The organism is Arthrobacter sp. CAN_C5, from assembly GCF_017875735.1.
Classification (GTDB): Bacteria; Actinomycetota; Actinomycetes; order Actinomycetales; family Micrococcaceae; genus Arthrobacter_D.
Window position 1 is genome coordinate 2,470,254 of record NZ_JAGGMZ010000001.1, and the last position, 24,424, is coordinate 2,494,677.

Genomic DNA, 24,424 nt, shown 5'->3' on the forward strand with positions numbered 1-24,424 from the left:
TGATGGTTACGGCCGGCGGTCGAAGATGAGCTGTTGCACGTCGAGGTAGCCGGACTGGAAGCCGGCCCGCGAGTAGCACAGGTAGAAGCGCCACATCCGCTGGAAGACGTCGTCGAAGCCGAGGGCCGCGACGTCGTCGGCGTGCGCAAGGAAACGTTCCTCCCACAGCCTGAGGGTTTGCGCGTAGTGGTCGCCCATTGAAAGCCGCTCACGCACCCTCAGGCTCGTATAGCGGTCGGTGATGTCCTCGATCGCCCGGACCGAGGGGATGAAGCCGCCCGGGAAAATGTACTTGTGGATCCAGGTGTACGACCGGCGGGTCACCATCATTCGCTCGTGCGGCATGGTGATCGCCTGAATGGCTACCCGGCCGTCAGGAGCGAGCAGCCGGTCGATGGTCTGGAAGTACACGCCCCAGTACTCGTAGCCCACCGCCTCGATCATTTCCACCGACACAATCGCGTCGTACTGGCCCTCGACGGCGCGGTAATCCTTCAGCTCGATGGTGACCAGGTGGGACAACCCTGCCTCTGCAACGCGCTGCTCAGCCAGTTCCTTCTGCTCGCTCGACAGGGTCACCGAGACCACTGTGGCCCCGCGGCGGGCGGCACGGATGGCCAGCTCGCCCCAGCCCGTGCCGATCTCCAGCACCCTGGTTCCCTCGCCGACGTCGGCCTGGTCCAGCAGCCGGTCAACCTTGCGCTGCTGGGCTTCCGGAAGGTCGTCCCACCGCGCATCCAGCAGTTGTGGCCCATTGGCGTCGAACAGGGCGCTGGAGTAGGACATGGTGTCGTCCAGGAACAGGTTGAACAGGTCGTTGGACAGGTCGTAGTGCCGGGAGATGTTGGACCGGGTATTGACCTTGGTGTTGCGCTCCTTGCGGGGCGGTTTGGGCAGGTACAGCCCGCGCAGCTTCTGCAGCGGGACCGGCACCAGATGGGCGGCCTGCGCCGCGAACACCTGCATCACTTCGGTGAGGTCCGACGCCGTCCAGTCCTGCGCCATGTAGGCCTCGCCCAGCCCGATCAGCCCGTTGTCGCCCAGCCGCGCGAAGAAATCAGCTGGGCGGTGGATCCGCATCTCGGGGCGGGGTCCCCCGCCGGGTGCACCCAGGACCGTCCCGTCGTCGTACAGGACCCGCAACTGCAACCGGTTCACGGCTGCGGTGAAGATCTTCTCAGCGAGCGCCGCGGCAACCTTGTTCCGGGGGCCCGACGGAACAAGGGCGATACCGGGCCAGTACTGAGGATCTACGTCTTCCTCGGAACGAACAAGGGTACTCATCGAACTGCCTCCTGCGAATCATGGTGTGGCCTGGTGCGGACGGGCAACCGGCGCATCCAGAGTTTAACTCCCTGCCACCTGATCTGCGCAGCCGCGCGCAGGGGTGCAACCGGGATGGCGGTGATCATGCGGACAACGTTGCCGGTCGTGGCTGGCAGGCGGTGGCCCGCCATCGTTGCGATAAAGGGGGATTGACCATCCCGGTGCAGGGTAATTGCGATGGTGAGCCGTTCAGCCGGTTCCGGGACACGCATCTCGTAACTGCCCGAGACGTCGTTAAACGGCGACACATAGAACGCCTTCTCGGTGACAGCGCGGCCCACCAGGTCCGGATCCAGCAGGTAGCAGTGCCGCTCCCCGTAGGTGTTGTGCACCTCGGCGATCACCGCGGCCAGTGTCCCGTCGGTGCGGTGGCACCAGAACAGGCTCAGGGGGTTGAACACGTGCCCGAGCACCCGGCCGCTGGTCAGCATGGTGACGGTTCCGCCGTCGTCGTCGATACCCTGGGTCGCCAGATAGGTGGCGACGTTGGACCGGATCGAGCGCTCCGGGTCCCCCAGATGGTCGGCGGCGGAGAACACCGCGAACGGCCGCAGCCACCTTGGGAGCTGTGGGAGGTCATCCAGGTTCACGAACCAGCTGTAGCTGCGGTAGGTGAACTCATTGTGTAGCGGCGACCGGCGCACATGCCGGATCGTCGTCGGGTACAGGGCGGACGGGCTTGGGTCCGCGGGGTAGGAAGCAGGGCTCATGACGGAACGTCCACCACTGCAACCTCGAGCGGTTCGGCGTCCCAGGAACCGCCGAGACGTTCAGCCGCCCGGAGCCCGGAGAGGGCCCCGTCCTCATGGAAACCCCACCCGTGATAGGCGCCGGCGAAGGCGATCCGCTCGTCGCTGAGATCGGCCAGGCGGCGTTGCGCGGCGAGCGACGACGGCGTGTACTGCGGGTGCTCGTAGGTCATTGATTCCAGTACCGACTCCGGGGCAATCTCGTCGCGCTCACCAAGACTGACGAGGAACCGGTGCGCGGTGCGCCCCTCCAGCCGCTGCAGCCGTGTCAGGTCGTAGGTGACCAGGACCCGGTCGGGGCTCGCCTCGCAGGACGGCAGCCGGTAGTTCCACGAGGACCGGACGGCGTCGGTCCGCGGCAGTACCGATTCGTCGGTGTGGAAGAGCGTGTGGTTTGTCGAGTACGGCAGATCGCCCAGCACCTGCCTCTCGAGCGGGCCGGCCTCCCCCAGCATGGCGAGCGCCTGGTGCGGGTGAGTCGCGATCACAGCCGCATCATAGGTTTCGGTCTCGCCGTTGGAGGTGACGACGACGCCGTCCCCTGCCTTTCGCACCCCGGCGACGGGCGATCCGAGCCGCACGTCCTCGATGTGATCGAGGACCCGGCTCACGTACTCTCCCGACCCGCCCGTCACGGTGCGCCACTGCGGCGACCCCTTGATGGTGAGCATTCCGTGGTGCGACATGAAGGAAAACAGGTACCGCGCCGGATAGGCGAGCGCCGTCGACGGGTCGCAGGACCACACCGCGGACACTACGGGGGTCATGAAGTGGGAGGTGAAGTACTGGCTGAACCGTCCCCGGGCGAGGAACTCACCGAGGGTCATTCCATCGTCTGCGCCGGTAGCCTCCAGGAGTGCACGGGCGTTGCGCTGGAAACGGAGAACCTCGAGCAACATTTTGAGGTACCTGCCGCGGCGCAACACTCCCAGCTGACCGAATACCCCGCGCCTGCCCTTGGCCCCGGCGTACTCGAGCCCGCAACCATCGCACCGGACCGACATGGTCATGTCGGAGTCCTGGGTGGGAACGCCCAGTTCGTCAAAGAGCCGTAACAGCGTCGGGTAGGTACGGTCGTTGTGGACAATGAACCCGGTGTCGACACCTGACGTAGTACCGTCGGCCATCGGCATCTGGTGGGTATGGGCATGGCCACCGGCGCGGCGGTCGGCCTCGTAGAGGGTGACCGAGTGGTGACGGCTCAGCACATAGGCGGCGGTCAGCCCCGCCACGCCGCTGCCGACGACGGCGACCCGGCGGCGGACGCCCGGCTCGCTGGAGCCGGCGTCGGGCGTGTCAAGGTCCGGCGTGCCATGCTGTTGCTCAGTCATCTGCGCTCCTCCGCGTAGGTTTGCGTAAGGCGTCCAGCCGGTCGATCCGACCGTCCGGCACCTCACCACAGGCCTCCCAAAAGGAAAACGCCTGTTGTAAATATAGTTTGGTTATTGTTCGGAGACGGTTCATTCCCGGATTGGTGCCCCAGCCAGGGCCGAGGATCGCGAATGGCCCTCCGCTGCGGAAAGGAGTGCCAGTGGTCAACCCCGTGCATTTGCGCACACTTCTGGAGGTCATCCGGCTGGGCTCGTTCACGGCTGCAGCGTCCCGCCTCGGGTATACGGCGTCGGCGGTGTCACAGCAGATGTCGGCTCTGGAGCGGGACACCGGGGCCACCCTGTTTGAGCGGTCCGCGCGCAGCGCGATTCCGACGGAGGCGGCAGTGGTCATGTCACGTCATGCGGCGAAGGTGCTCACCGACATCGACGCCCTCCTGGCCTCGACGGCGCGGGCCGAGGCAGAGCCCACGCAGGAGCTACGGTTGGGGATTTTCCCGAGTCTGGCCACCTATGCACTACCGCGACTGCTCGGCACCCCTGAATGGCGTCGGTTGGGGATCAGCCTGAAGGTGTACGTCGCGGAACCGGGTCAGACCATCCAGGGGTTGCGGGCCGGCGGCGAACTCGACCTGGCCCTGGTGTTCCAGGTGGGCCAGGGTGGGCTCGCCTGGCCGTCGTCGGTCAGTCGCCAGTGGATCGGGGATGACAATTTCCGGGTGGTGCTCCCGGCTGCATGGGGCATCCAGCCCGGGGCAGCGGTCAGCGCCGACCAGCTTTCCGACATGCCATGGATCATGCACCACCCCGGGACTGCCGATGCCACGGTGATCGAACGGCTGTTCGCCAGCTGCAACCTGCACCCGCGGGTGGTGGCGTACTGCGACGATTTCAACGCCAGTCTGGCGATGGCCGACGCCGGGCTCGGCGCCGCGCTGGTCCCCGACCTCGCCATGACCCACGGCCCATCCGGCGTGGTGGCGCTGGATGTCCCCGAGATCCGCCTGGCCCGCAGTATCTTCGCCCTGCAGATCGGTGACCGGCAGACCACCAGGGTGGGGCTCTTCATGGACCAGCTCGCTGCCATCCTGAAGGCACAGAGCATCGAGCCGGTCCGCAGCTAGAGTGTCAGCCTCACCCGAACGGCGGCGTTGACCAGGTTACCCAATGACTCGGTGGTTTCCGTGTACCCCCTGGTCTTCAGGCCGCAGTCGGGATTCACCCAGAGCTGCCGGGCTGGCACGTGCCGGACCGCTTTCCCCAGGAGGTCCGCAACCTCATCCTCGTCCGGGACCCGTGGCGAATGAATGTCATACACCCCCGGCCCCACCCCCCGCGCGAAACCGTGGGACTGCAGGTCGTGGACCACTTCCATCCGCGACCGGGCGGCCTCGATCGAGGTGACGTCCGCATCGAGGCCGTCGATCGCCTCGATGATGGCGCCGAACTCGGAATAGCAGAGATGGGTGTGGACCTGCGTGGACGGCGCCGCCCCGGAGGTTGCCAGCCGGAAGGAGTTGACCGACCACGCCAGGTAGTGCGGCCGCTGTGCCGCCCGGAGGGGCAGCAGCTCGCGGAGCGCCGGTTCGTCGACCTGGATCACCCGGATACCGGCACGCTGCAGATCGCTCACCTCGTCGCGGAGCGCGAGGGCCACCTGGCTTGCCGTCTCGCCCAGCGGCAGGTCATCCCGGACAAAGGACCAGGCCAGGATGGTGACCGGACCGGTCAGCATCCCCTTCACGGGCTTGCTGGTCAGGGACTGGGCGTATTCGGCCCACCGCACGGTGATCGGTTCGGGTCGGCTGACATCGCCCCACAGGATTGACGGCCGGGTACATCTCGACCCGTAGGACTGCACCCATCCGTTCACCGTGACGTCGAAGCCGTCCAGGTGTTCGGCGAAGTACTGCACCATGTCGTTGCGTTCCGGCTCACCGTGCACCAGGACATCAAACCCCAGGTCCTCCTGCAGTGCGATGACCCGCGCAATCTCCTCCTGCATCAGGCCCGTGTACTCCTCGGTGGTGAGGTCTCCCCGGTGGAACCGGGCCCGCGCTGACCGCACCTCGACGGTCTGTGGGAACGATCCGATGGTGGTGGTGGGAAGCACGGGCAACTGGAGGGCCTCCTCCTGCGCCGCGACCCGTTCCTGGTACGGTCCGCGGGTGAAGTCCGACGGCGTGAGTGCGCCGAGCCGCTCCCTCACCTCGTGCCGGTTGACGCCGACGGCGGCCGCGCGGGAGGCCAGCACCGCCGTGGCCTCGGCGATGGCGCCGTCGATCGACCCGGTCGGGGACCCATCCACCAGCCGGGACAGGGTGAGAACCTCGGCGATCTTCTGGTCCGCGAAGGCCAGCCACGACCGGAGGTCGGGAGCCAGGTCCGGTTCGTCGTCGACGTCGTGCGGGACGTGTTGCAGCGAGGTGGAGGTCGCCACCGTAAGCCGGTCGACCGAATCAGCGAGGGTGGTCAGCTTGGCCGCCGCGGCCGCGAGGTCGGCTTTCCAGATGTTGTGGCCGTCGACCACCCCGGCCACGAGGGTGGTGCTACCCAGGACGGCCAGGTCCTGGGCTGAGGGCAGATCGCCCTTGAAGAGGTCCAGGTGCAGCGCGTCAATGCCGGTGGCGGCCAGGACCGGCAGCAGCGATCCCAGTGAGCCGTACGCAGTGGTGACGAGCAGTGAGGGCCGTTCGGCCGTCCCGGCGAGGTACTGGTAGGCCCGCTCCACGGCAGCCGCCACCTCGTGTTCGGGGATCACTTGGTCCGCCACCAGCGCCGGCTCCTCCAGTTGCACCCAGCGCGTTCCCACAGCAGCCAGCCGGCCGAGGAGGTCGGCGTAGAGCGGCAGCAGGTCGTCGAGCCGGGTCAGCGGGGAGAAGCCGTCAGGCGCCTCTGCCGCGGCCTTGCTGAGCAGCAGGAAAGTGACCGGGCCGATGAGGGTGGGCCGCAGCGTGATCCCCAGGTCGGCTCCCTCTACGACGTTGCGCAGCGTCCAGTCGTTGGCAATCGTGAACCGGGTGTCCGGCCCGATCTCGGGGACCAGGTAGTGATAGTTGGTATCGAACCACTTGGTCATTTCCAGGGGCGGCCGCCCGGCGTCGCCGCGGGCGAGGGTGAAGTAGGCGTCGAGTCCCAGCGAACCGCCGTCGTCGTACAGGTCCTGGAACCGGGCCGGCACCGCCCCGAAGGTGACGGCGGTATCGAGCACCTGGTCATACAGGGAGAAGGACGCTGGGATGGCCGACGCGGTCTCCGAAAGCCCGAGGCCGGCCAGCCGCGCGTAACCGTCCTCGCGGAGCTGGCGGGCGGTGGCTTCCAGCTCCGCCGCCGAGATTCTGGACGCCCAATAGGATTCAACGGCCTTCTTCAGTTCGCGCCGGGGGCCGATACGGGGGTAGCCGACGATCGTGGCGGCCGGGAATTCACTGTGCATGGTGGTTAACCCTTCGGAAGTAGTGGTGGGTCAGGCGGTCTGGATCAGGCCCGGCGCTGGCGGGCGGCTCAACTCGAGCCGGTCGAGGACGTCCAGCGCTGCCGCGTGTTCGTTGAAGGTGTAGATATGGATGCCCGGGGCGCCGTCGTTCAGGGCAGCGTGCGCCAGGTCCACGGTGGCGCGGACGCCGATGCGCCGTCGTTCGGCGTCGTCACCGGCGCTGACCAGCCGATCCTTCAACCGGGCGTCGATCTGCAGTCCCGCGAGTTCGCTGAGCCGCTCCAGCCGCCTGACGCTCGTGAAGGGGATGACGCCCGGGATGATGGGAATGTCCACGCCGGCGCGGCGGGCCGTGCGCAGGAGCTGGCTGTACTGTTCCGGTGCGAAATAGACCTGGGTGATGGCGAAGTCGGCTCCTGCCGCCTGTTTGGCCAGCAGTACTTCGATGTCGTGTTCGGTGCTCGGTGATTCCGGGTGCTTCGTGGAGTAGGCGGCAACGCCGACGGCGACCCGGCCGGCGCACAGATGTGCCGTGAGCTGCCGTTCCGCTTGCCGGATCAATTCCACCAGTTCGCTGGCGTGCTGCAGATCGCCCTCGGGCAGCGACCGGTCAAGTGGCCGGTCACCGCGAAGGGCGAGGATACCGCGCACTCCGCGGGAGATCAGTTCGTACACGAGCTGGACCAGATAGTCCCGGGAGTTCCCCACGCAGGTGAGGTGGGCGAGCGGCTTCAGGGTGGTCTCGTCCAGGAGACGCTTCAGCAGCCCGACGGCGGTGTCCCGGTTGGAGCCGGAAGCACCATAGGTCACTGATACGAAGTCTGGCCGGGTATCTTCAAGCGCCCGGATGGTCCGCCACAGACCTTCTTCGGCACTGGTGGTGCGCGGCGGGAACAATTCGTAGGACAGGGCTGGGTAGGTGGGCGGCGGCGGAAGAGGAAATGACATTTGTGTCCTGTTTCGTTAGGTCACCGCCAACCCATCAGGGCATTCGGCTGGTGAAATAATCCGGAGGAACGCAGATCCGAGTCCCGGCGTAGCGCGGCCGCGCTGACGAGGAACTCCTACGAACAAATGTCAGACCCACATGGGGGCACCCACACTCTCCGTGGGAGAGTCGCTGACCCGTTACTGAAGTAACTTGGGGGCTACGCTACGCCGTCGACCCCGCCGCATCAAGTACCTAGCGCTGACGACCGCGTCAATCTGGGCACTGAATCGACCTGGGCATACCCCGTGCACATCAGAACCGGGGACACATTGGGACGGCGAATTCCGTGGGAGAGGGAATGCTGGAAGAATAGCAAGCATGCTGAACAACCCTTCCGGCGCCCGCCTGCTGACCCGGGTGGGAGGACTGATCCGCCACAAGCGACTGCTGCTGGCGTTCAAGGCCGCCCTTGCCGCTTCCATTGCCTGGCTGGTTGCCCTGCAGGTGCCGGGCGTCGCCTCCGAGTACCCGTATTACGCACCCCTGGGCGCCGTCGCCTGCATGTACCCGACCATTGCGGGCTCGGCAAAACAGGGCTTCCAGACCCTGGTGGGCCTCGCCATCGGGTTTGCCCTGGCCTTCCCGGTGATATATTTCGGCGATCGTTCGGTGGTGTCGGTGGCGTTGGTCGTGGGACTCGGGGTACTTACCGCCGGGCTTCCCCACATCGGAGCGGGCCGGGACTGGATCCCCGTCGCTGCCCTGTTTGTCCTGCTGCTCGGCGGCGACGATCCTGACGGGTATTCGTTCGGGTATCTGTTGCAGATGCTGGTGGGCGTAACAATCGGCCTGATCGTGAATGTGCTGATCATTCCGCCCCTGCACCTGAACGCGGTGGTTGCCGGACTCGACAGTCTCCGCTCCGCACTCGCACTTCAGCTGCGGGACATGGGCGAGGCCCTCCGAGAGCAATGGCCACCGGAGCACAAGGACTGGGCCGATCGGCAAAACAAGCTCACCACCTTTAGCAAGGAGGTGCGCACCGCAGTGCAGCTGGCAGATTCCAGCCGGCACGGGAACATCCGCCAGTACCGTCACAAACGGGACCTGGCCGCCGATTTCCACTCACTGCAGTCGATGGAGCGTATTACGTTCTACGTCGAGGACATGACCGAACTGCTCACCGACGTCATCTGGCGTACCCCGGAATCCACTCCCCTGCCCAAACCGCTCGGTCCGCCCCTCGCTTACGCGGTGAAGCTCACCGGGACCGCCGTCGAAGAGTGGGACACCACGGCCGAGTCCCTGACCGACGCCGAGACCGCCGTCGAGGACCTGATGCAGCACCTCAAGGATGTGTCCCCTGACGAGCGGATTGACGCGACCGCTTCGCTGGGCATGGCCCTTCGACGCATCCTCCTGACCATCCGCGCCGACGCCGGCCCGCAGGATCAGGACGGAATTACTCTGCCGGCTCCTGAAACGAATGATCAATAATTCCAAGGTCCGCCAGCTGGGATGACATTCCGGCGCCGTCCGGTGCGTAGATCCACGGAATGTTCGGGGTGGGCGAGGACGGCTTGGCGTTCGAGCGGCCACCGGCCAGCACTGCCTCACCCATGGTCAGCTGGCGAATCGCCACAGCCCGAACATTCTGCGGGTACTGCTCAGCGAAGTCGGCGTAGATTTCCTCGTCATGCTGGCCATTGTCGCCGATGAGCAGCCACTTGATGTCGGGGAACTCGGCGGCGAGCCGTTTCAGCGAGCTGCGCTTGTGCTCGGGGCCGCTGCGGAACCAGCGATCCCGGGTGGGGCCCCAATCGGTCAGCAGTTTCGGCCCGGCGGGATACAGGTTTCGCGACAGGAAACGGGTGAGCGCGGGAGCGACGTTCCACGCCCCGGTGGACAGATACAGCACCGGTGCCCCGGGGGACTCCTGCGTGATGCGTTCCAACAGCACGGCCATCCCCGGGGTGGCAGCCCGTGCGTGCTCGTCGAGGACGAACGTGTTCCACGCGGCGAGGAACGGCCGGGGCAGCGCAGTGACCATGACGGTGTCGTCGATGTCGGAGACCACGCCAAAGTCGATGCCGGATTCAATGATCCGCACCGGCGACTCGACCAGGATGTTGTCGGCCGAGCGTAGTGTGATGGTGTGCCAGCCCGGAGAGAGCTGGGCATCGATCCGTGCGTCGACGATTCCGCCACGGTCGGCAGTCACCTGGTGGCTCTCTCCGTCCACCTCGACGGTGACCGACGCATAGCGAACGGGTGCGCTGGTGAAATTGCGCCACCCACGGATGCCTTCCTTGATGGTCTTCAGCACCTCACCGCCGCTGATCGGCGCCATCTCCTCGGGATCAGCCAGGACCACGCGGGCCAGAACCCGTATCCAGCTGCCGGTCCCATAACCGGTGTACGGGATGATCGTTTCGACGTGTCCACGCTTGATAGCGACATTTGTCTGGACCGAGTGCCAGGCATCGTCTATCCGGAGGCCAAGATGGGTTCGTTCTTCGACGCCGTCGTTGTCCGACGCGGCCTGATCTGGTGGGGTGCTCGATGACATGCTCCCAGTCTTTCACGTCGGGGCCGCCACCGAGGGTTCAGTAGGGTGGAGACATGATTGAGACGTGGTGGAACCGGATCGTGGAGGGGTTCGCCCGGGCCGAGCCACCGGAGGTCACCGCCGTGGAGCTGGCGATCATGGTGCTCGCCGCCGCGGCGCTGTCGATCCCCCGGTTCACCTGGCGTTACTTCGGCCTGTTCACCACCGTGGTGCATGAGCTCGGCCACGCATTCGCTGCCCTGATGACCGGCCGGGTACTCAAGGGCATCACGCTGACCATGGACCATGCGGGCACGACGACGACGATCGGGCGCCCGGGGTGGCGCGCCGCATGGTCCGGGTTCTGGGGATACCCCACACCGGCAGTGCTCGGAGCATCGCTGACCTGGGCCGGCCTCAACGGGTGGGGGCCCGCGGCCCTGTCGCTGGGAGCGTTGATCCTGCTCGCAGCGCTCCTGTTGATCCGTAACGGCGGCGGCCTGCTCATCCTGCTGTCAGCGGTGGCCGTCTCGGCATTGCTGGTACTGACCCTCCCGGCAGCGTTCACCGGGCATGTGGTCATTGCCCTCGGGCTGGCGCTCCTGGTCGGGTCGGTGCGGGATCTGGGCAAGGTGATCTCGGTACACCTACGGCGCCGTCGGGAACTGCAGTCCTCCGACGCGTACCTGCTGTACCGCAGCACCGGTGTCCCCTCGCCAGTCTGGTTACTACTCTTCGCCGTCGTCATCGCGGGGTCGTTGGTTGCGGCCTGGTTCCCATTGTCCAAGGTGGTCGGCACGGCGCTCAGCTAGCATTTTGGGTGCGAGCACCAGGCCCGGCCGGCCAACAACGCAATTTTTGCGCTGGATCGGCCGAGGTCAGCCAAAACCGCCCACAATGAGGCTAACGTAGGGGTGCCACGCTGATTGTGGTGACCGGCGCGGGGAGCGTCCTTTGACAAGTACGGGAGCATCTTGGTGGTACTTCGGTGGACTAGGTCTGTGTTCAATGCATTTCCGCGCGGTTCGCGGCTCCCCGACCCGGCCTGGAATATGCGCCACCGGCTAATCCTGCTGTTCGCGGTAATATCGTCGGTCCTGGTCGCTCTCTTTTCCCTTTTCCAACAGGAACCCCTGCGGATGGCGCTGGTCCAGGGCGCCGCTCCCGCAGCAGTAGCGTTGCTGGCTTGGAAAGCCCCGTTGAGTAGGCGTTTTAGCGCATCGCTGAGCTCGGCGTCCCTGATGCTTGTCGCGGCAATGGTCGTGAACATCAGTGGCACCATCGAAGCCCATTTCCTGTTCTTTATCCTCGTTCCCGTCGTTGCTTTGTACGAGGACTGGGCGCCACTGGCAACAGCCTCCATCCTGGTCTTGGGCCATCACTCAATAATGGGAGTCGCTTTGCCGACCGTCGTCTACAACCATGACGCGGCGCATGATGATCCGCTCACCTGGTCACTGATTCATAGCGCGCTGTTTCTTGCGATGTGCGCCACCAGCATTGTGCACTGGACCATCCATGAACGGGCCCGGCGGGATGGCTCCATGTTGCTGGCCCAGCTCGCCAGCCAGGCACTCCACGATCCTCTCACCGGGCTGGCCAACCGCACCCTGTTGAATGACCGACTTTCCCAGGCACTGATCATGAGCCAGCGCACCGGCACCCCAGTGATGGTGCTCACCGTTGACATTGACGGTTTCAAACCGGTCAATGACTCCTACGGGCACGCAGCCGGGGACACATTGCTGATCGAGCTGGCACGCCGCCTCGAATCGTGCATCAGGGCAGGCGACACCGCGGCACGTCATGGCGGCGATGAGTTTACTCTGCTGCTGCCCGGCACACCTCCCGAAGAGGCGCCGGCGATGGCCGAGCGGGTTATGGCAGCGGTAAGTTCACCGGTTTTCCTTCTCGGCGTCGAGATGCAGATGAGCGTGAGCATCGGTATCGCTCTGAGTTCGCCGGGTCTTTCGTCTGAGCTGCTGCTGCAGGAAGCGGATCAGGCCATGTACGCAGCCAAGCACAATGGCCGCGGCGGCTACATGGTGTTCGATAAGACCCTGGCCGCTGGCACGCTGGGCACGCTGGCGGTCCACCCCGACCATGCGCGGGCGTGGGCGGCCTACACACACGACCTCCGTTCGGAAATTGCCTCAGCGAAAGAGCTAGGGCTGATCCCCGAGCAGTCCCGCGGTCCCGAAACTGTGAGGCGCACGCTCGAGTCCGTCGTAGCGGCAATCGAACAGCTGCCCGAGGGACAGCAACCAGCAGGGTTGGCGCTTCCCGAACGGAATGCACTGGAAGAGTTCGTATTCCATCATGATCTGGTGCAGCACTGGGCCGACACCCTCAGGCTGGACTCGATCATCGAGGTCCAGCGTTCACCCGAGGCAGACGAGTTCTGGCGCTCCCTCCACCAGACCGTTATCAAGGATGCGAACGATCTGGTGGACGACGACGGCGACGCCGTCCACGCCGACTCCTCCCCTTCCTAGCGTGGGGCTACGTGGCTTCCTGGCGCGGGCTACTTGGCGGTCACCGTGACCTTCGGATTGACCGGCGGAGTCGCGGAGTTGACCTGCAGGCCGATGGTGGCCGTCTGGCCCTTCCGCAGGCTAGTGGTCCAGTCCGTCCCGACGCAGGTGACAGACCTCTTCGTCACCGAGGTGCACTTCAGACCCCAGGAGTTGACTACGCCAATCACCTGGGGGTCAGTGAAGGTCACCGACCACGAGCTCACATCCCGGGCAGCCTTCACCGTGATGGTGGCAACGTAGCCGCCCGCCCAGGAACTCTGCACCGACCAGTGGGCCGACACAGCGGGTGCACCAGTCGGCGGCTTCGGCGACGGCGACGCGCTGGGCTTCGACGTTGGTTTCGGCGACGGCTTCGGCGACGGCTTCGGTGACGGTGACGCGCTGGGCTTCGGGGTTACGGCAGGTACGGCTACGGGTCGCAGGATGGGTTGCAGCGCGGTCAGCTTTGCCGTCTCCGGGGTGCGCCAGTCCGATTTCAGCAGGCCCCCGGTGTCGGAGCTGTTCGGGTTGAAGGACCAGTACGCAAAACTCGTTCCGTTGGTGGCCAGATAGGAGACCAGTTTGCTCATCCACTGCTTGTCCGAGGTCGTTACAAGTTTCGAACCGAACTCGCCGACAAGCACCGGGGCGATCCCCTGCTTGGCGATGAACCCCCAATTGGCGTCCCAGATACCCGGCAGGTTCGCCGGGTAGTTGGGGGCAGCGAACCACTTCTGGGGATAGACCGAGGCAGGGTAATCGTGGGGCGAATAGACCACCCGGTTGGGCACCGACAGTTTCACCGGCTTCTTCGCGACATCGGCGAGACCCCCACCCCACCACGTCCACGAGTCATTACCCTGCGCCTCGACGCCCTCCACGATGATCAATAGCTTGGGGTTGACCGCCAAGACAGCATTCCCCGCCCGGGTTGCCGCAGCATGCCAATCCTGGGCAGGATTGGCGCCGCCCCACCGCGCTACACCGTGCGGCTCATTGTGGAGGTCAAAGCCAATCACCGTCGGTTCGTTCTTGTACCGGGCGGCCAGCATCTTCCAGTCGGCGATCCACTTGGCTTCCGAATACTGGGGTGTGTACCAGAGCTCCGCCTGCGCGTTCGAGGAAGGGCGGTGACGGTCGAGAATCACATTGAGCCCAAGAGCCTTCGATTTGGCGACGAAGAGATCCATCACCTGCTGCGGGCTCTTGCTGGCCAGATCGGGGTTGGCGTAGAAGTTGGTATCCGAGCTGACCTTGCCCGAGGTGATGCACTGATTGGAGTAGGGCAGGCGGATGGTGTTGAAGCCCATCGACTTGATCTGCCGGAGACCATCGTTGAGTTTGATGGTCCAGAGACCGTGCGGAACGCAGTCGGGAGTTTCCAGACCAAACCAGTTGGCGGCCCTGATGACGTAGGGCTTGTTCGCTGCGTCGCGGATAGTGCCGCCGTCGGTGTGCAGCCATCCGGCACCGGTGACGGACACGTCCGCGGCACGGACGGCGCTGATCGCCGTCGGCTGCGCGGCGGGCTGCGCCACACCACAACCGGCCAGGACGAGCAGGGCGGCGACGGCCGGAACGAGTACCTTCGTCCATCGGGCGCGCGCCCTGGGGTGAGTGCCGGGTTTTACTGGCATGTGCGGGGGTTCCTTTTCGCGTAAGACCATCAGTCCGGCACCAATTCATGTTGAGAATACGCCAATAGTGCGGCACTCCGCGTGCGGGGTATTCTGGTGGCTGACGAAAGGGGAGCGTACCAGTGGATAAGCAAGAGCGTGCGGACTCTTCGACTGTGGAACTTCACCCGTGGCCGCTCCCGGTCAGCACCAGGGTGTTGAACATTGCCAAGGCCGTGATCGGGGCGGCGCTGATCCTCATTTTGATCACCCAGATCCTTCCGGTGAATCTCCTGGGCGGAATGATGAACCACTTCTTCACCATTCTCCTGCTGCTGTCCTGGGCGGGCCCGGCTCGGCGAATGATGCGCCGGTATACCTCCGGCGGCAAAAACAACCAGTCGACCGAGGACCCCAAGACAGAGGATCCCTAAGTGCCCAACCGCCTGATGCTCCTAGATACGGCTTCCCTCTACTTCAGGGCGTTCTACGGTCTGCCGGACTCCCTGAAGTCCCCCGACGGAACCCCGGTCAATGCTGTCCGCGGCTTCCTCGACATGATCGCCCGGCTGGTTGCCGACTACGAGCCCACCCACCTGGTTGCCTGCTGGGATGATGATTGGCGCCCGGCCTGGCGGGTGGATCTCATTCCCAGTTACAAAGAGCACCGGATGACGAAGGCGGTCACGGACGGCGTCGACGTCGAAGAGGCGCCCCCCGGGTTGGTGGCACAGATTCCGCGTATCCGCGAGATTCTGGCGGCCTTCGATATTACGGTGATCGGCGTGCCCGAGCACGAGGCCGACGACGTCATCGGCAGTCTGGCGGCTCAATCGGATACACCGGTGGACGTGGTTACCGGGGATCGCGACCTGTTCCAGCTGGTCGACGACCGCGGTGATGTCCGCGTGATCTACACCGCCCGCGGAATGAGCCGGCTCGAGGTCTTGACCGATGCGACAGTGGTCAGCAAGTACCAGGTCCTCCCCGGCCAGTACGCGGATTTTGCTGCCCTCCGCGGGGATACCTCCGACGGACTGCCCGGTGTCGCGGGGATTGGCGACAAGACCGCTGCGAGTCTGTTGCAGGAGTTTGTCGATCTGGACGGGGTGATTGCAGCCGCTGGCGACCCGGCGTCGACGATGTCAGCTTCGATGCGGGCCAGGATCACCGGCGCCGCTGACTACCTGGCCGTCGCGCCAACCGTGGTCAATGTGGTTCGTGACCTGGAACTCGGCGGGTTCAATGCCGAAATCCGCCCCCTCGATGCTGAGCAGCTCAAACGAATCGAGAAGCTTACCGGGGACTGGAACCTTGGTGGGTCTGCTGCCCGGGCGCTGCAAGCCCTGGGGAACAGCCCTACTGGCTGAGGCTCTGGCTAGCTGGCCACGCCACCCATCAGGACAGTGGATGCCTCGGGTGTGCCTTCATATTGACCGGGTCTGGCAGTAGGATTCCGGCATGGTTATTGCTCGCTACCCCAGTGTGGTCATCGACTGTCCTGACGCTCCGTCGCTCGCAGCGTTCTACGGCGAAATCCTGGGTTGGCGTTCTGACGTCAACGATGGGTGGGCGGATATCCGGCCGGATGACGGAAGCAACTGCATTTCGTTCCAGTCGGTGGAGAACTACCGCGCGCCTCAGTGGCCGGGGCAGGACGCTCCGCAGCAGATGCACCTTGACCTGATGGTGCAGGACCTCGATCACGGCGAGTCGGTGGTGCTTGGGTTGGGTGGAATCAAGGCTGCTGTCCAACCGGGCGAAACATTCCGGGTCTACCTCGACCCCGCCGGTCATCCGTTCTGCCTGTGCCTGAGCTGACCCGAAGGAATCGGTGACCGATGACTGATTCCCTCACTGACCCAACCGGCCAAGACCCCACCGAATTTATTGCTGGTCCGGGAGGGCTACGAGTATTCGACAACTGTCAGGCACAGCCCCTCAGCTGACTGATCGATAAACCCATGCCTCGAACCCGACTCCCGCCGAGGTCGCTCTATAACGGTTCGACCACGTAACCAAGTTGTGCTGTCAGTTGGCGTGTCGCGTCTGTAGTGTCCAAGACATCTACTCACCGTCTCACTGAAAGCACCGCCCGTGAAGAAGCTCTCGCCCTTTTTTGCCCTGTCCATCGCCGCCCTTCTCCTGACGGGTTGCGCCGCTAACGTTGGACCCGCGGCCGAGGCAACCGACACTGAAACAAGTTCCGCACCCGCCGCGACGGCGTCGCCCAGCCCCGCATCGACTCCCTCGGACTCTGCCGTGGCCGCACCGACGACTGAGCCTGCAGCGGTCTCCCCTGCACCCACCGCTGAGCCGACCACCCCTGAACCGACCGCTGAGGTCACTCCTGAACCAACCAGCGAGCCGACCATGGTGGCTGAGCCAACCGCGGAGCCAACGGATGAGCCGATCACTGAGACGTCGGAGCCACCGATTCCCGGGCTGTCGGGAAGCTACGACAACCTGGAACTGGTTTCCACCTGGGATGGCCAGCGGGTTGTCCGCCATGTCGGTACCACCTGGAACATCGTCGGCTCGGGCTACGCGCCGGGGGCGGAGATCCAGGTCATCTTCACACCCATTCAGAGTGACTATTCGCTGATTGGTTACCCGGTCACCTACGCCGACGCCGACGGCAATTACACCTTCGAAATCAGCCTCGGACCCGATCTGGAACCAGGTGACTACGGGGTGATGGCTGTCCCCCTGGGCCTGAGCTTCGAGGACACCGAGGCAGCCAAACGGTTCTCTATCATCGAGGTGGTCTCCACCTGGGCGCCCTAGCTGACCCGGCGGAGACCACTTCGATGGTTGCTACTGTTCCAGCTTCATTGCTTTCCTCAGGCTCAGCGCTCCCCCACCCTGCATGACGGCTCGGCGGTAGATCTTCTCGCCGAGGTGGAGCAACGCGACGGCCGCGGCCAGCGCGATCACCAGTGACAGGAGCGGCTCCCACAGTGCTACGGGTGAGTTCAGCACCCGGATCGGCATCGCTACGGAGGACACCACCGGGATGTAGGAGGCAATGACCAGGAACTGGCCCGAGGCGAACAACCCGACAAACAGGGCACCGAAGATCAGTGCCATCACCGGAGTCGAATTGTTGTTCAGGTCCTCGGGCCGGCTGGCCAGGGACCCGAGAACCGCCCAGATGGCTGCGAGGATCAGGAATCCGAAGAGGAAGAACACGAGGAACCAGCCGGAGGCAGGAATGATGCTCCCTACCAGGTCCGCGGTGCCCGTGAGGTTGAGCGCCAGCAGCGCCGCGCCGCCGTAGAGGGCCAGCTGAACCATGGCCAGAATCGTGTTTCCCAGCACCTTCCCATAGAGGAGCTGACGGATCGGAATGGCGGTGGCCAGGATTTCCACCACCCGGTTCTGCTTCTCTTCGACCACCGAGTTGGCGATTGCCATGCCGAAGATGATCGACGCCATATAGAAGAGGAAGCTGAACACGAAGCCGGCGATGGTAGCGAGCAACTGGTTCTCGGCACTGCCCTCCAGCAGTGTCTGTTCCAGCTCGGCACCGGAGAGGAGCTGCTCGGCAGTGGTGCCGACAGCGGCGGCATTGCTTTCCAGGACAAATGCGTTCAGCGCCTCACCCACCAGCTGGCTGATTCCTGAATCAATTTCGGTATTTCCGGTGAGCTGCCAGGCGCCCCCGGCTCCCTGCAGCAGTGCTGCATCGGCTTCCTCGGCGCGCACCAGATCAACGGCGGCATCGTCGGAGCCCGCCTCGACGGCGGTGAAGGTGACGTTGCCGTCGTCGGCCCGGCCCGCCTCATCGGCGAGCTGGACGACGGTGGTAGCAGAATCCGACTGGACGGCCACGATGTAGTCGTCGCCGCGGTTCATCACGAAGGCGTTGAAGACAATCCCAGCAACTATCAACACCAGGGTGACCAGCGTACTGATCGCGTAGCTGCGGTCCCTGACCTTGATCATGACCTCCCGCAGGGTCACGATCAGCCAGGGTGGCTGGGTCCCCGCTGACCGGGGGCGGGCATCCTGTGGCGACGGCGCGCTCCCGTCACGATTCTTGACGCGTGTCTCGGTGCTCATTGGGAAACCTCCCGGTAGATTTCGCTCAGGCTTGGCCTGATCCGGCTGAATTCGTGCACACTGCCGCGGGTCATTGCGGTGGCGAGCAGGCGCTGGGCGGTGTCATCATTGTCGAGCTCCACCACGGCGTCCTGACCGGCGACGTCGATCACCCGCACTCCTGCTTCCTCGCGGACCCACCCGGCGTCCGGGGTGACGGTCAACCGGTGGCGCCGGGGTGCCGTCGCCCGAAGTTCCTCACCGGACCCCGAAGCGACGAGCCGGCCCTCCTGCAGAACCACCAGGTTGTCGCACAACCGGTCGACGAGATCCAGCTGGTGGCTGGAGAACAACACGGGAACACCCTCAGCGGTACGATCACGGAGAAGCTCGACCATCGAATCCACCGCGACCGGATCGAGACCGGAGAACGGCTCGTCCAGGATCAGTACCGTCGGCCGGTGGAGCAGGGATGCGGCGATCTGGACGCGCTGCTGGTTACCCAGGGACAGGGATTCAAGCTTGTCCTTGCCCCGACCGCCGAGCTGGAACCGGTCCAGCAGGTCCTGCGCCTGGGCGCGGGCGTCGGAGGGAGTCATCCGGTGCAGCTGGCCGAGGTAGACCAGCTGGTCGAGGATCGGCTGTTTGGGGTAGAGCCCGCGTTCTTCAGGCATGTAGCCGAAGGTGGACCGGTCATCGGCGGTGATGGGCCTGCCGTCCACGAGCACTTCACCACCGTGGGCGGCGAGCACCCCCATGATCATCCGCATGGTGGTGGTCTTGCCGGCCCCGTTGGCGCCGACGAATCCGGTCATCTTCCCGGCTGGGACGGTGAAGCTCACGTCGTCGACGGCGAGGTTCTCGCCGAAGCGCCGCGTGAGGTTCTGGACCTGCAGCATGGTTTCCTCCTGGTTGTCTTCCTGGAGTCAAGCCTAGGCAGCAGCGCCCCACACCAGATGAGCCAAAAGGCTGAACCTGTTACTCCCCCGGACGGATGAGTCCGCTCTCGTAGGCGAAGACCACCGCCTGCACCCTGTCCCGCACCTGGATCTTCGCGAGGAGTGAGGAGACGTGCGACTTCACGGTGGCCTCAGCGAGGAAAAACCTGCTGGCGAGTTCGGCGTTGCTGAGCCCGGTGGCCAGGCTCGCGAGAATTTCCTTCTCCCGCTGCGTGAGGGAATCGAGGCGTTTGCGGTGTTCACTGCTCGGCTGCGCTCCCGCCGATGCGGTCCCTGCAGCTTCGAGGGACTGGGCGAAACGCTCGATCACCCGGACTGTCACCTCGGGGGCAAGCAGCGCGTAGCCTCCGGCGACAGCCTGCACGGCGGCGATCAAATCGTCGGGGTCGGCATTCTTCAGGAGGAAACCACTGGCACCGCTGCGGATCGCGTCAAAGAGATAGTCCTCGCGCTCGAAGGTGGTCAGGATGATGACCTTGCCCCGGTGCGCCCTGGCAATCAGCTCAGTTGCCTGGATGCCGTCCATCACTGGCATCTGGACATCCATCAGGATGACGTCGACCTCGTGCTGGCTGGCGAAGTCAACCGCTTCCTGACCGTTGGTGACCTGTCCGACTACCTCAATATCGTCTTCGATGGAGAGCATGGTGGCGAATCCCGCCCGGACCAGGGCCTGGTCGTCGGCGAGCAGCACGCGGATGGAGTCCATGGGTGTCCTTCAGCAGTTGGTTCAGCAGGTGGTAAGGATGATGGTCCAGCAGGTGGATCAAGAGCGGCGCGGCGTGATCGGTGGAGTATCTAGTGGAGCAGGAATCTGGCGCGAACCCGCCAGCCACCCTCCGAGCGCGGCCCGATCTCAGCGGTGCCCCGGTGCAGGGCCACCCGCTCGCGGATTCCCCGCAGACCAAAGCCGGACCCGGTGTCGGATGTGGTGCGCGGCATCCCATTGTCCACTGTTTCGAGCTCTACCCACCGCTGCTCCCCCGCACGACCGGTACGCAGGGTCATCACGGCGGCACCGGCGGTTGAATGCCGTCGCACATTGGTCAGGGATTCCTGGGCCGTTCGGAACAGCGACAGTGCCAGCGGTGCCGAAATTTCGGCGAGCGCGCCGGGAATGTCCTCCACCCGGCCGAAGCTGACAGTGAGCCCAAGCTCCCGGTGCTGGCGTGCCAGGTCCTCAAGGTCGTCGAGCCCGGGCTCCGGTCTCCGGTCGCCGTCGTTCGTTTCTCCGGGCTCGCTACCCTCGGACCGGAGCACGCCGAGAAGATTCCGCATGTCGGTCACCGCCTGGCGGCTGGCCTCCTCGATGGTGCGTAGCGATTCGACGGCGACGTCCGGGCGCTTGTCGATCACCCGGCGGGCGGCACCGGCTTGCACCCCGATCACTGAAACGTGGTGCGCGACGACGTCGTGCAGTTCACGGGCGATGCGCAAGCGTTCCTCGACGACGGCCCGCCGTGCCAACTCTTCCGCTTGCTCACTGAGCTGCACCGCCTGCTCGGCAAGCTGGGTGCGCTGCAGTGCCCTGCGCCAGGAGGACATGCCGGCCAGGATTGCGCCGCCGAAATAGGCGAAATTCACCAGGAAGTTGTACAGGGCTATCGATAGCAATGGGTCGAGGATTCCGCCGGTGAAGTCGGCATTGTCCTCGGTTTGCGCCAGAATCGCGTCGAACGTATTGGCTACCGTCAGCGCGAGGATCAGCCACAGTGCCATCGCGATTACCACCACTGTTGTCCCCAGCCAGAGCACTCTCCGATCTTTGGCCCAGGCGACGGCCGAGTAAAGGGAAGCGAAATACGCGACCTGATAGGAGAGCTGGAGGGAAACTAGTGGTGAGAACAGGCTGAGGGCGATAAAGAGGGCTGACATCACGAGCATGACAATCACTGGATATCGTCGGCGTAGCACCAGCGGCAGGATCATCGATGCCAGCACCAGGTGCTGAACCCAGACCGGATGGTTATCCTCGGAGACCATACCGAAGCCACGGGACAGTTCCAGGGCCAGGGCGCTGACCAGCGCGAACACGATGACGCCGATGACATCCCTGCGAAGCTCGTCACGGGTGGGGCCGGGACGTTCCCAGCGGCTGTCCTGGCTGTCGACGGTGTGGAGCCTGAGCCATGCGAGGAGATTCACTGGTCCGGCCTTCGCGGTACTGGGCGCACGGAATCCATCATGGATGCCAGTGTAGCCAGCGGGACCGGCAGTCCGACTCCCCCGCCCGGTCTAGTCCGATCGGATGAGGGTGCGACCACACTCACCCCGCACCACCGCGTAGCGGGGTGGGCAGGGTGGCTGGGTCGATCAGAGGGTGGGGGCCTGTTTCGCGTAACCGGTGGCCTTCTCGAACCCATACGCCACCTGCAAAAGGTCAACATCCATCCCGTGAGGCATCGTCAGCTGCAGACCGACCGGGAGCCCGGTGGTGCTGAAGCCCGCGGGCACAGACACTGCCGGCAGTCCCGTCGCCGAGATAAGGCAGGCCGACCGCATCCAGTCCAGATAGGTCTCACATTCGATCCCCTCCACTGACGTGGGGTAGCGCAGCGTGGCGTCGAAGGGCAGCACCTGGGCCGCGGGGGTGACGAAGACATCGAATCTCTTGAAGAAACCGGCCACCCTCCCGGCCAACCGGGTCCGGGCCAGCGCAGCATCGACCAGGTCGCGGCCAGTCAACGCCTTGCCCTGTTCCACGTTCCACCGCACCTCGGGTTTGATCACGTCGCCGTGCTTCTCCAGGAGAATTCCATAAGCCAGCAGAAAATCGAACGCCCGTGTGGTGCCGAACACCTGGTCCGCATCCCGCAGGTCGGGGGCCGCCTCCTCGACCGTCGCCCCCAGCTCCACGAAGACCTGCAGCTGGGATTCCAGAACCCGCCGCACCTCTTTCTCCACGGGGACGCCCAACCCAAAGTCAGGCGACCAGCCAATCCTCAAACCGGTGAGATCCCGCTGCAACGGGTCACTGAACCGCTTGCTGCCCAACGGGTAGGGGTACGGGACCTCCGGATGCGCGCCGGCAACCGCGCTCATTCCCAGGGCGATGTCCTCCACGTCGCGGGCCATCAGCCCGGTCCGGCCCAGCCAGGCCCACGCGTTGCGGGTGGGTGCCATGGGCAGGACCCCCACCGACGGCCTGAAGCCCACAATGTTGCAGAACGAGGCCGGGATGCGCAGCGACCCGCCCATGTCGCTGCCGTCGCTGAGCGGCTGGATACGGGACGCGATCGCAGCGGCGGCTCCCCCGCTGCTCCCCCCGGCGCTGACGGTGGTGTCATACGGGTTGGTGGTGGTACCGAAAATCTCATTGAACGTGTGCGATCCGGCGGCGAACTCGGGCACATTGGTTTTCCCGGTGGTCACGACCCCCGCCGTCTTCAGCCGGCCGATCACCAGATCGTCGAACGTCGGCACATGGTCCTTGAAGATGACCGATCCCTGGGTGGTCCGCATCCCCTTGGTGTTGTTGGTGTCCTTGTGAGTCATCGGCAGGCCGTGCAGAGGCGGCAAGAGCGCGCCCGACGCCGTCAGCTCGTCAGCTGCAGCGGCCAGCCGCTGCGCGCCGTCCCGGTCCTGGGTCACCACCGCATTGATCCTCGCATTCACCGCGTCGATCCGGGCGAAGTGAGCCTCGAGTGCTTCCCTGGCAGAGATGTCGCGACGGCGGATGGCGCTGGTCAGCGCTGTCGCCGACAGATCCATGGGCCCGCCGGTCATCGCGCAACTTTCGAAAGGATGGCTGCCATTGCGGCACGGACGCCGGTGGTGAGGGTCGGTTCGATATCGGGGGCGAAGTGGGGCGAGTGGTTGCCGGGAAGGGGCGTGTCGGCGTCGAGCCGTTCCTGGCTGTAGGCGCCGAACATCCAGTACACGGAGGGCACACCGATCGCCGTCGCGAACAATCCGAAGTCCTCGCTGCCCATGACCGGTGGAACCTCGTTGACGGAGCCCTCGCCCAGCGTCAGATGGAACTCCTTGATCAGCGCGTCGGTGGTGTCGGGGTCGTTGTAGCACTGCGGGAAGCTGGAGATTTCCTCGATCGACGGCGCCGGGGCTCCGGATGCGTCGGCCTCCGCCTTGATGATGCGGCGGAGGGAGTCGAGCACCCGCTCCCGTACCTCGGGGTCGAAGGTGCGCACGTTGACCGAGAATTCGGCGGTGTCGGGGATGATGTTCTCCTTCAGCCCGGCGTGGAACGTGCCGATCGTGACGACGGCCGACTTCATGGGGTGCACCTCGCGGGCGACGATCGTCTGGATCCGCACCACCATGTGGGCGCCGAGCACGATCGGGTCGATCGATTGATCCGGCTGGGACCCGTGCGCCTGCCGGCCCTGCACGGTGATCTTCCAGGAATCCGCCATGGCCATCGCCGTGCCACGGCTGATATTCACGGTGCCCGCAAGACCCGGCCAGACGTGCTGGCCGTAGATCACCTCGGGCTTGGGCGCCCTGTCCCAGATGCCGTCCTCCACCATGGCTTTGGCCCCGGCGGCGGTCTCCTCACCGGGCTGGAAAATGAACACCACCGTACCCGCCCAGGTCTCCAGCCCCTCGCTGAGCAACCGGGCCGCGGTGAGCGCTGCTGTGATGTGCGTGTCGTGACCGCACCCGTGCATCACCGGCACCTCGGTGCCGTCGGCAAGGTTGCCCCTCGCCTGGCTGGCGAAGTCAAGGCCGGTATCTTCCTGCATGGGCAGGCCATCGGTATCGGCGCGGAAGCCGACAACCGGGCCTTCGCCGTTGCTGAGGACGCCGACGACGCCGGTCCCGCCGCACCGGTACGCTTCGATTCCCAGCTCGGTGAGTGCCTTCAGGATGTAGTCGGCGGTCCGGGTTTCCTGCATGGACAGTTCGGGGTGGGCGTGCAGATGACGGTACAGCTCGTGCATGGCGGTGCGGTGTTCGGCGGACAGTTCGAGCGGGGTGGTCTCGGTGGTCATGGGGTTCCTATCGTGG

Annotated in this window: 21 protein-coding genes; 8 read left to right on the forward strand and 13 right to left on the reverse strand. The window is 65.1% G+C overall.

All coding sequences use genetic code 11. The features are described from left to right. Positions 1-6: 6 nt before the first annotated feature. Genes H4V95_RS11655 through H4V95_RS11665 form a run of 3 tightly spaced genes read right to left on the reverse strand, consistent with a single transcriptional unit; the run spans position 7 to position 3,406 of the window. A complete protein-coding gene (locus tag H4V95_RS11655; RefSeq protein ID WP_196866682.1) occupies positions 7-1,284 on the reverse strand; it encodes a cyclopropane-fatty-acyl-phospholipid synthase family protein in 1,278 nt (425 codons plus the stop codon). Continuing rightward, positions 1,281-2,036, reverse strand: coding sequence for a DUF1365 domain-containing protein (locus H4V95_RS11660; RefSeq protein ID WP_196866681.1), 756 nt, complete (start codon positions 2,034-2,036; stop codon positions 1,281-1,283). Before H4V95_RS11660 ends, H4V95_RS11655 begins: the two co-directional genes overlap by 4 nt. Further along, positions 2,033-3,406, reverse strand: a complete 1,374-nt coding sequence (locus H4V95_RS11665) for an NAD(P)/FAD-dependent oxidoreductase (protein ID WP_209730685.1) — start codon at positions 3,404-3,406, stop codon at positions 2,033-2,035. Before H4V95_RS11665 ends, H4V95_RS11660 begins: the two co-directional genes overlap by 4 nt. Positions 3,407-3,606: 200 nt before the next feature. Here H4V95_RS11665 and H4V95_RS11670 point away from each other — a divergent pair, with 200 nt between their 5' ends. After that, positions 3,607-4,530 (forward strand): LysR family transcriptional regulator, encoded by a 924-nt coding sequence (locus H4V95_RS11670; RefSeq protein ID WP_196866679.1) that lies wholly within the window; start codon positions 3,607-3,609, stop codon positions 4,528-4,530. On the opposite strand, the gene metE is transcribed toward H4V95_RS11670, so the two are convergent. Further along, complete coding sequence (gene metE / locus H4V95_RS11675; RefSeq protein WP_209730688.1) at positions 4,527-6,842, reverse strand: 5-methyltetrahydropteroyltriglutamate--homocysteine S-methyltransferase; 2,316 nt, start codon at positions 6,840-6,842, stop codon at positions 4,527-4,529. The two genes, H4V95_RS11670 and metE, sit on opposite strands and share 4 nt — an antisense overlap. A 30-nt stretch (positions 6,843-6,872) precedes the next feature. Further along, positions 6,873-7,790 (reverse strand): methylenetetrahydrofolate reductase, encoded by a 918-nt coding sequence (locus H4V95_RS11680; RefSeq protein ID WP_209730690.1) that lies wholly within the window; start codon positions 7,788-7,790, stop codon positions 6,873-6,875. Between the two features lie 361 nt (positions 7,791-8,151). Here H4V95_RS11680 and H4V95_RS11685 point away from each other — a divergent pair, with 361 nt between their 5' ends. Continuing rightward, on the forward strand, positions 8,152-9,270 hold the full coding sequence (locus H4V95_RS11685; protein WP_209730692.1) for an aromatic acid exporter family protein: 1,119 nt from the start codon (positions 8,152-8,154) through the stop codon (positions 9,268-9,270). Here H4V95_RS11685 and H4V95_RS11690 read toward each other — a convergent pair. After that, positions 9,236-10,342 (reverse strand): App1 family protein, encoded by a 1,107-nt coding sequence (locus H4V95_RS11690; RefSeq protein ID WP_196866675.1) that lies wholly within the window; start codon positions 10,340-10,342, stop codon positions 9,236-9,238. The genes H4V95_RS11685 and H4V95_RS11690 overlap by 35 nt on opposite strands. A gap of 53 nt (positions 10,343-10,395) precedes the next feature. Between H4V95_RS11690 and H4V95_RS11695 the strand changes: the two genes are divergently transcribed. Further along, the gene (locus H4V95_RS11695) at positions 10,396-11,133 is read left to right on the forward strand and encodes a M50 family metallopeptidase (protein WP_209730695.1); all 738 of its coding nucleotides are present in this window, start codon (positions 10,396-10,398) and stop codon (positions 11,131-11,133) included. 189 nt (positions 11,134-11,322) lie between these two features. Next, positions 11,323-12,816, forward strand: coding sequence for a GGDEF domain-containing protein (locus H4V95_RS18795; RefSeq protein ID WP_209730696.1), 1,494 nt, complete (start codon positions 11,323-11,325; stop codon positions 12,814-12,816). A gap of 29 nt (positions 12,817-12,845) precedes the next feature. Here H4V95_RS18795 and H4V95_RS11705 read toward each other — a convergent pair whose 3' ends face one another. Further along, positions 12,846-14,474, reverse strand: coding sequence for a cellulase family glycosylhydrolase (locus tag H4V95_RS11705; RefSeq protein WP_209730698.1), 1,629 nt, complete (start codon positions 14,472-14,474; stop codon positions 12,846-12,848). 155 nt (positions 14,475-14,629) lie between these two features. Between H4V95_RS11705 and H4V95_RS11710 the strand changes: the two genes are divergently transcribed. The 4 genes from H4V95_RS11710 (at position 14,630) to H4V95_RS11725 (ending at position 17,240) form a co-directional block, all read left to right on the forward strand. After that, positions 14,630-14,887 (forward strand): hypothetical protein, encoded by a 258-nt coding sequence (locus tag H4V95_RS11710; protein WP_209730699.1) that lies wholly within the window; start codon positions 14,630-14,632, stop codon positions 14,885-14,887. Then, positions 14,888-15,823, forward strand: a complete 936-nt coding sequence (locus H4V95_RS11715) for a 5'-3' exonuclease (RefSeq protein WP_312884019.1) — start codon at positions 14,888-14,890, stop codon at positions 15,821-15,823. A 91-nt stretch (positions 15,824-15,914) separates the two neighbouring features. Next, positions 15,915-16,274, forward strand: coding sequence for a VOC family protein (locus H4V95_RS11720; protein WP_196866670.1), 360 nt, complete (start codon positions 15,915-15,917; stop codon positions 16,272-16,274). A 276-nt stretch (positions 16,275-16,550) separates the two neighbouring features. Then, positions 16,551-17,240 carry a hypothetical protein gene (locus tag H4V95_RS11725; protein ID WP_196866669.1) on the forward strand — a complete coding sequence of 230 codons (690 nt, stop codon included), beginning with the start codon at positions 16,551-16,553 and terminating at the stop codon, positions 17,238-17,240. 30 nt (positions 17,241-17,270) lie between these two features. Here H4V95_RS11725 and H4V95_RS11730 read toward each other — a convergent pair whose 3' ends face one another. From H4V95_RS11730 to H4V95_RS11755, 6 genes are all read right to left on the reverse strand, one after another. Further along, the gene (locus H4V95_RS11730) at positions 17,271-18,518 is read right to left on the reverse strand and encodes an ABC transporter permease (RefSeq protein ID WP_209730701.1); all 1,248 of its coding nucleotides are present in this window, start codon (positions 18,516-18,518) and stop codon (positions 17,271-17,273) included. Then, the gene (locus H4V95_RS11735) at positions 18,515-19,396 is read right to left on the reverse strand and encodes an ABC transporter ATP-binding protein (protein WP_196866667.1); all 882 of its coding nucleotides are present in this window, start codon (positions 19,394-19,396) and stop codon (positions 18,515-18,517) included. Before H4V95_RS11735 ends, H4V95_RS11730 begins: the two co-directional genes overlap by 4 nt. 79 nt (positions 19,397-19,475) lie before the next feature. After that, the gene (locus H4V95_RS11740; protein WP_196866666.1) at positions 19,476-20,165 is read right to left on the reverse strand and encodes a response regulator transcription factor; all 690 of its coding nucleotides are present in this window, start codon (positions 20,163-20,165) and stop codon (positions 19,476-19,478) included. An 89-nt stretch (positions 20,166-20,254) separates the two neighbouring features. After that, complete coding sequence (locus tag H4V95_RS18800) at positions 20,255-21,601, reverse strand: sensor histidine kinase (RefSeq protein WP_196866665.1); 1,347 nt, start codon at positions 21,599-21,601, stop codon at positions 20,255-20,257. A 168-nt stretch (positions 21,602-21,769) separates the two neighbouring features. Further along, entirely contained in the window at positions 21,770-23,182 is a 1,413-nt protein-coding gene (locus H4V95_RS11750) for an amidase (RefSeq protein WP_209730703.1), read from the reverse strand. Next, on the reverse strand, positions 23,179-24,408 hold the full coding sequence (locus H4V95_RS11755) for an amidohydrolase (protein ID WP_196866663.1): 1,230 nt from the start codon (positions 24,406-24,408) through the stop codon (positions 23,179-23,181). Before H4V95_RS11755 ends, H4V95_RS11750 begins: the two co-directional genes overlap by 4 nt. Positions 24,409-24,424 lie beyond the last annotated feature (16 nt).

Bases quoted from the DNA above. Each gene is read 5' to 3' on its own strand.
- H4V95_RS11655 (WP_196866682.1), bottom strand. From the start codon at position 1,284: ATGAGTACCCTTGTTCGTTCCGAGGAAGACGTAGATCCTCAGTACTGG.
- H4V95_RS11660 (WP_196866681.1), bottom strand. From the start codon at position 2,036: ATGAGCCCTGCTTCCTACCCCGCGGACCCAAGCCCGTCCGCCCTGTAC.
- H4V95_RS11665 (WP_209730685.1), bottom strand. From the start codon at position 3,406: ATGACTGAGCAACAGCATGGCACGCCGGACCTTGACACGCCCGACGCC.
- metE (WP_209730688.1), bottom strand. From the start codon at position 6,842: ATGCACAGTGAATTCCCGGCCGCCACGATCGTCGGCTACCCCCGTATC.
- H4V95_RS11680 (WP_209730690.1), bottom strand. From the start codon at position 7,790: ATGTCATTTCCTCTTCCGCCGCCGCCCACCTACCCAGCCCTGTCCTAC.
- H4V95_RS11685 (WP_209730692.1), top strand. From the start codon at position 8,152: ATGCTGAACAACCCTTCCGGCGCCCGCCTGCTGACCCGGGTGGGAGGA.
- H4V95_RS11690 (WP_196866675.1), bottom strand. From the start codon at position 10,342: ATGTCATCGAGCACCCCACCAGATCAGGCCGCGTCGGACAACGACGGC.
- H4V95_RS11695 (WP_209730695.1), top strand. From the start codon at position 10,396: ATGATTGAGACGTGGTGGAACCGGATCGTGGAGGGGTTCGCCCGGGCC.
- H4V95_RS11705 (WP_209730698.1), bottom strand. From the start codon at position 14,474: ATGCCAGTAAAACCCGGCACTCACCCCAGGGCGCGCGCCCGATGGACG.
- H4V95_RS11720 (WP_196866670.1), top strand. From the start codon at position 15,915: ATGGTTATTGCTCGCTACCCCAGTGTGGTCATCGACTGTCCTGACGCT.
- H4V95_RS11730 (WP_209730701.1), bottom strand. From the start codon at position 18,518: ATGAGCACCGAGACACGCGTCAAGAATCGTGACGGGAGCGCGCCGTCG.
- H4V95_RS11735 (WP_196866667.1), bottom strand. From the start codon at position 19,396: ATGCTGCAGGTCCAGAACCTCACGCGGCGCTTCGGCGAGAACCTCGCC.
- H4V95_RS11740 (WP_196866666.1), bottom strand. From the start codon at position 20,165: ATGGACTCCATCCGCGTGCTGCTCGCCGACGACCAGGCCCTGGTCCGG.
- H4V95_RS11750 (WP_209730703.1), bottom strand. From the start codon at position 23,182: ATGACCGGCGGGCCCATGGATCTGTCGGCGACAGCGCTGACCAGCGCC.
- H4V95_RS11755 (WP_196866663.1), bottom strand. From the start codon at position 24,408: ATGACCACCGAGACCACCCCGCTCGAACTGTCCGCCGAACACCGCACC.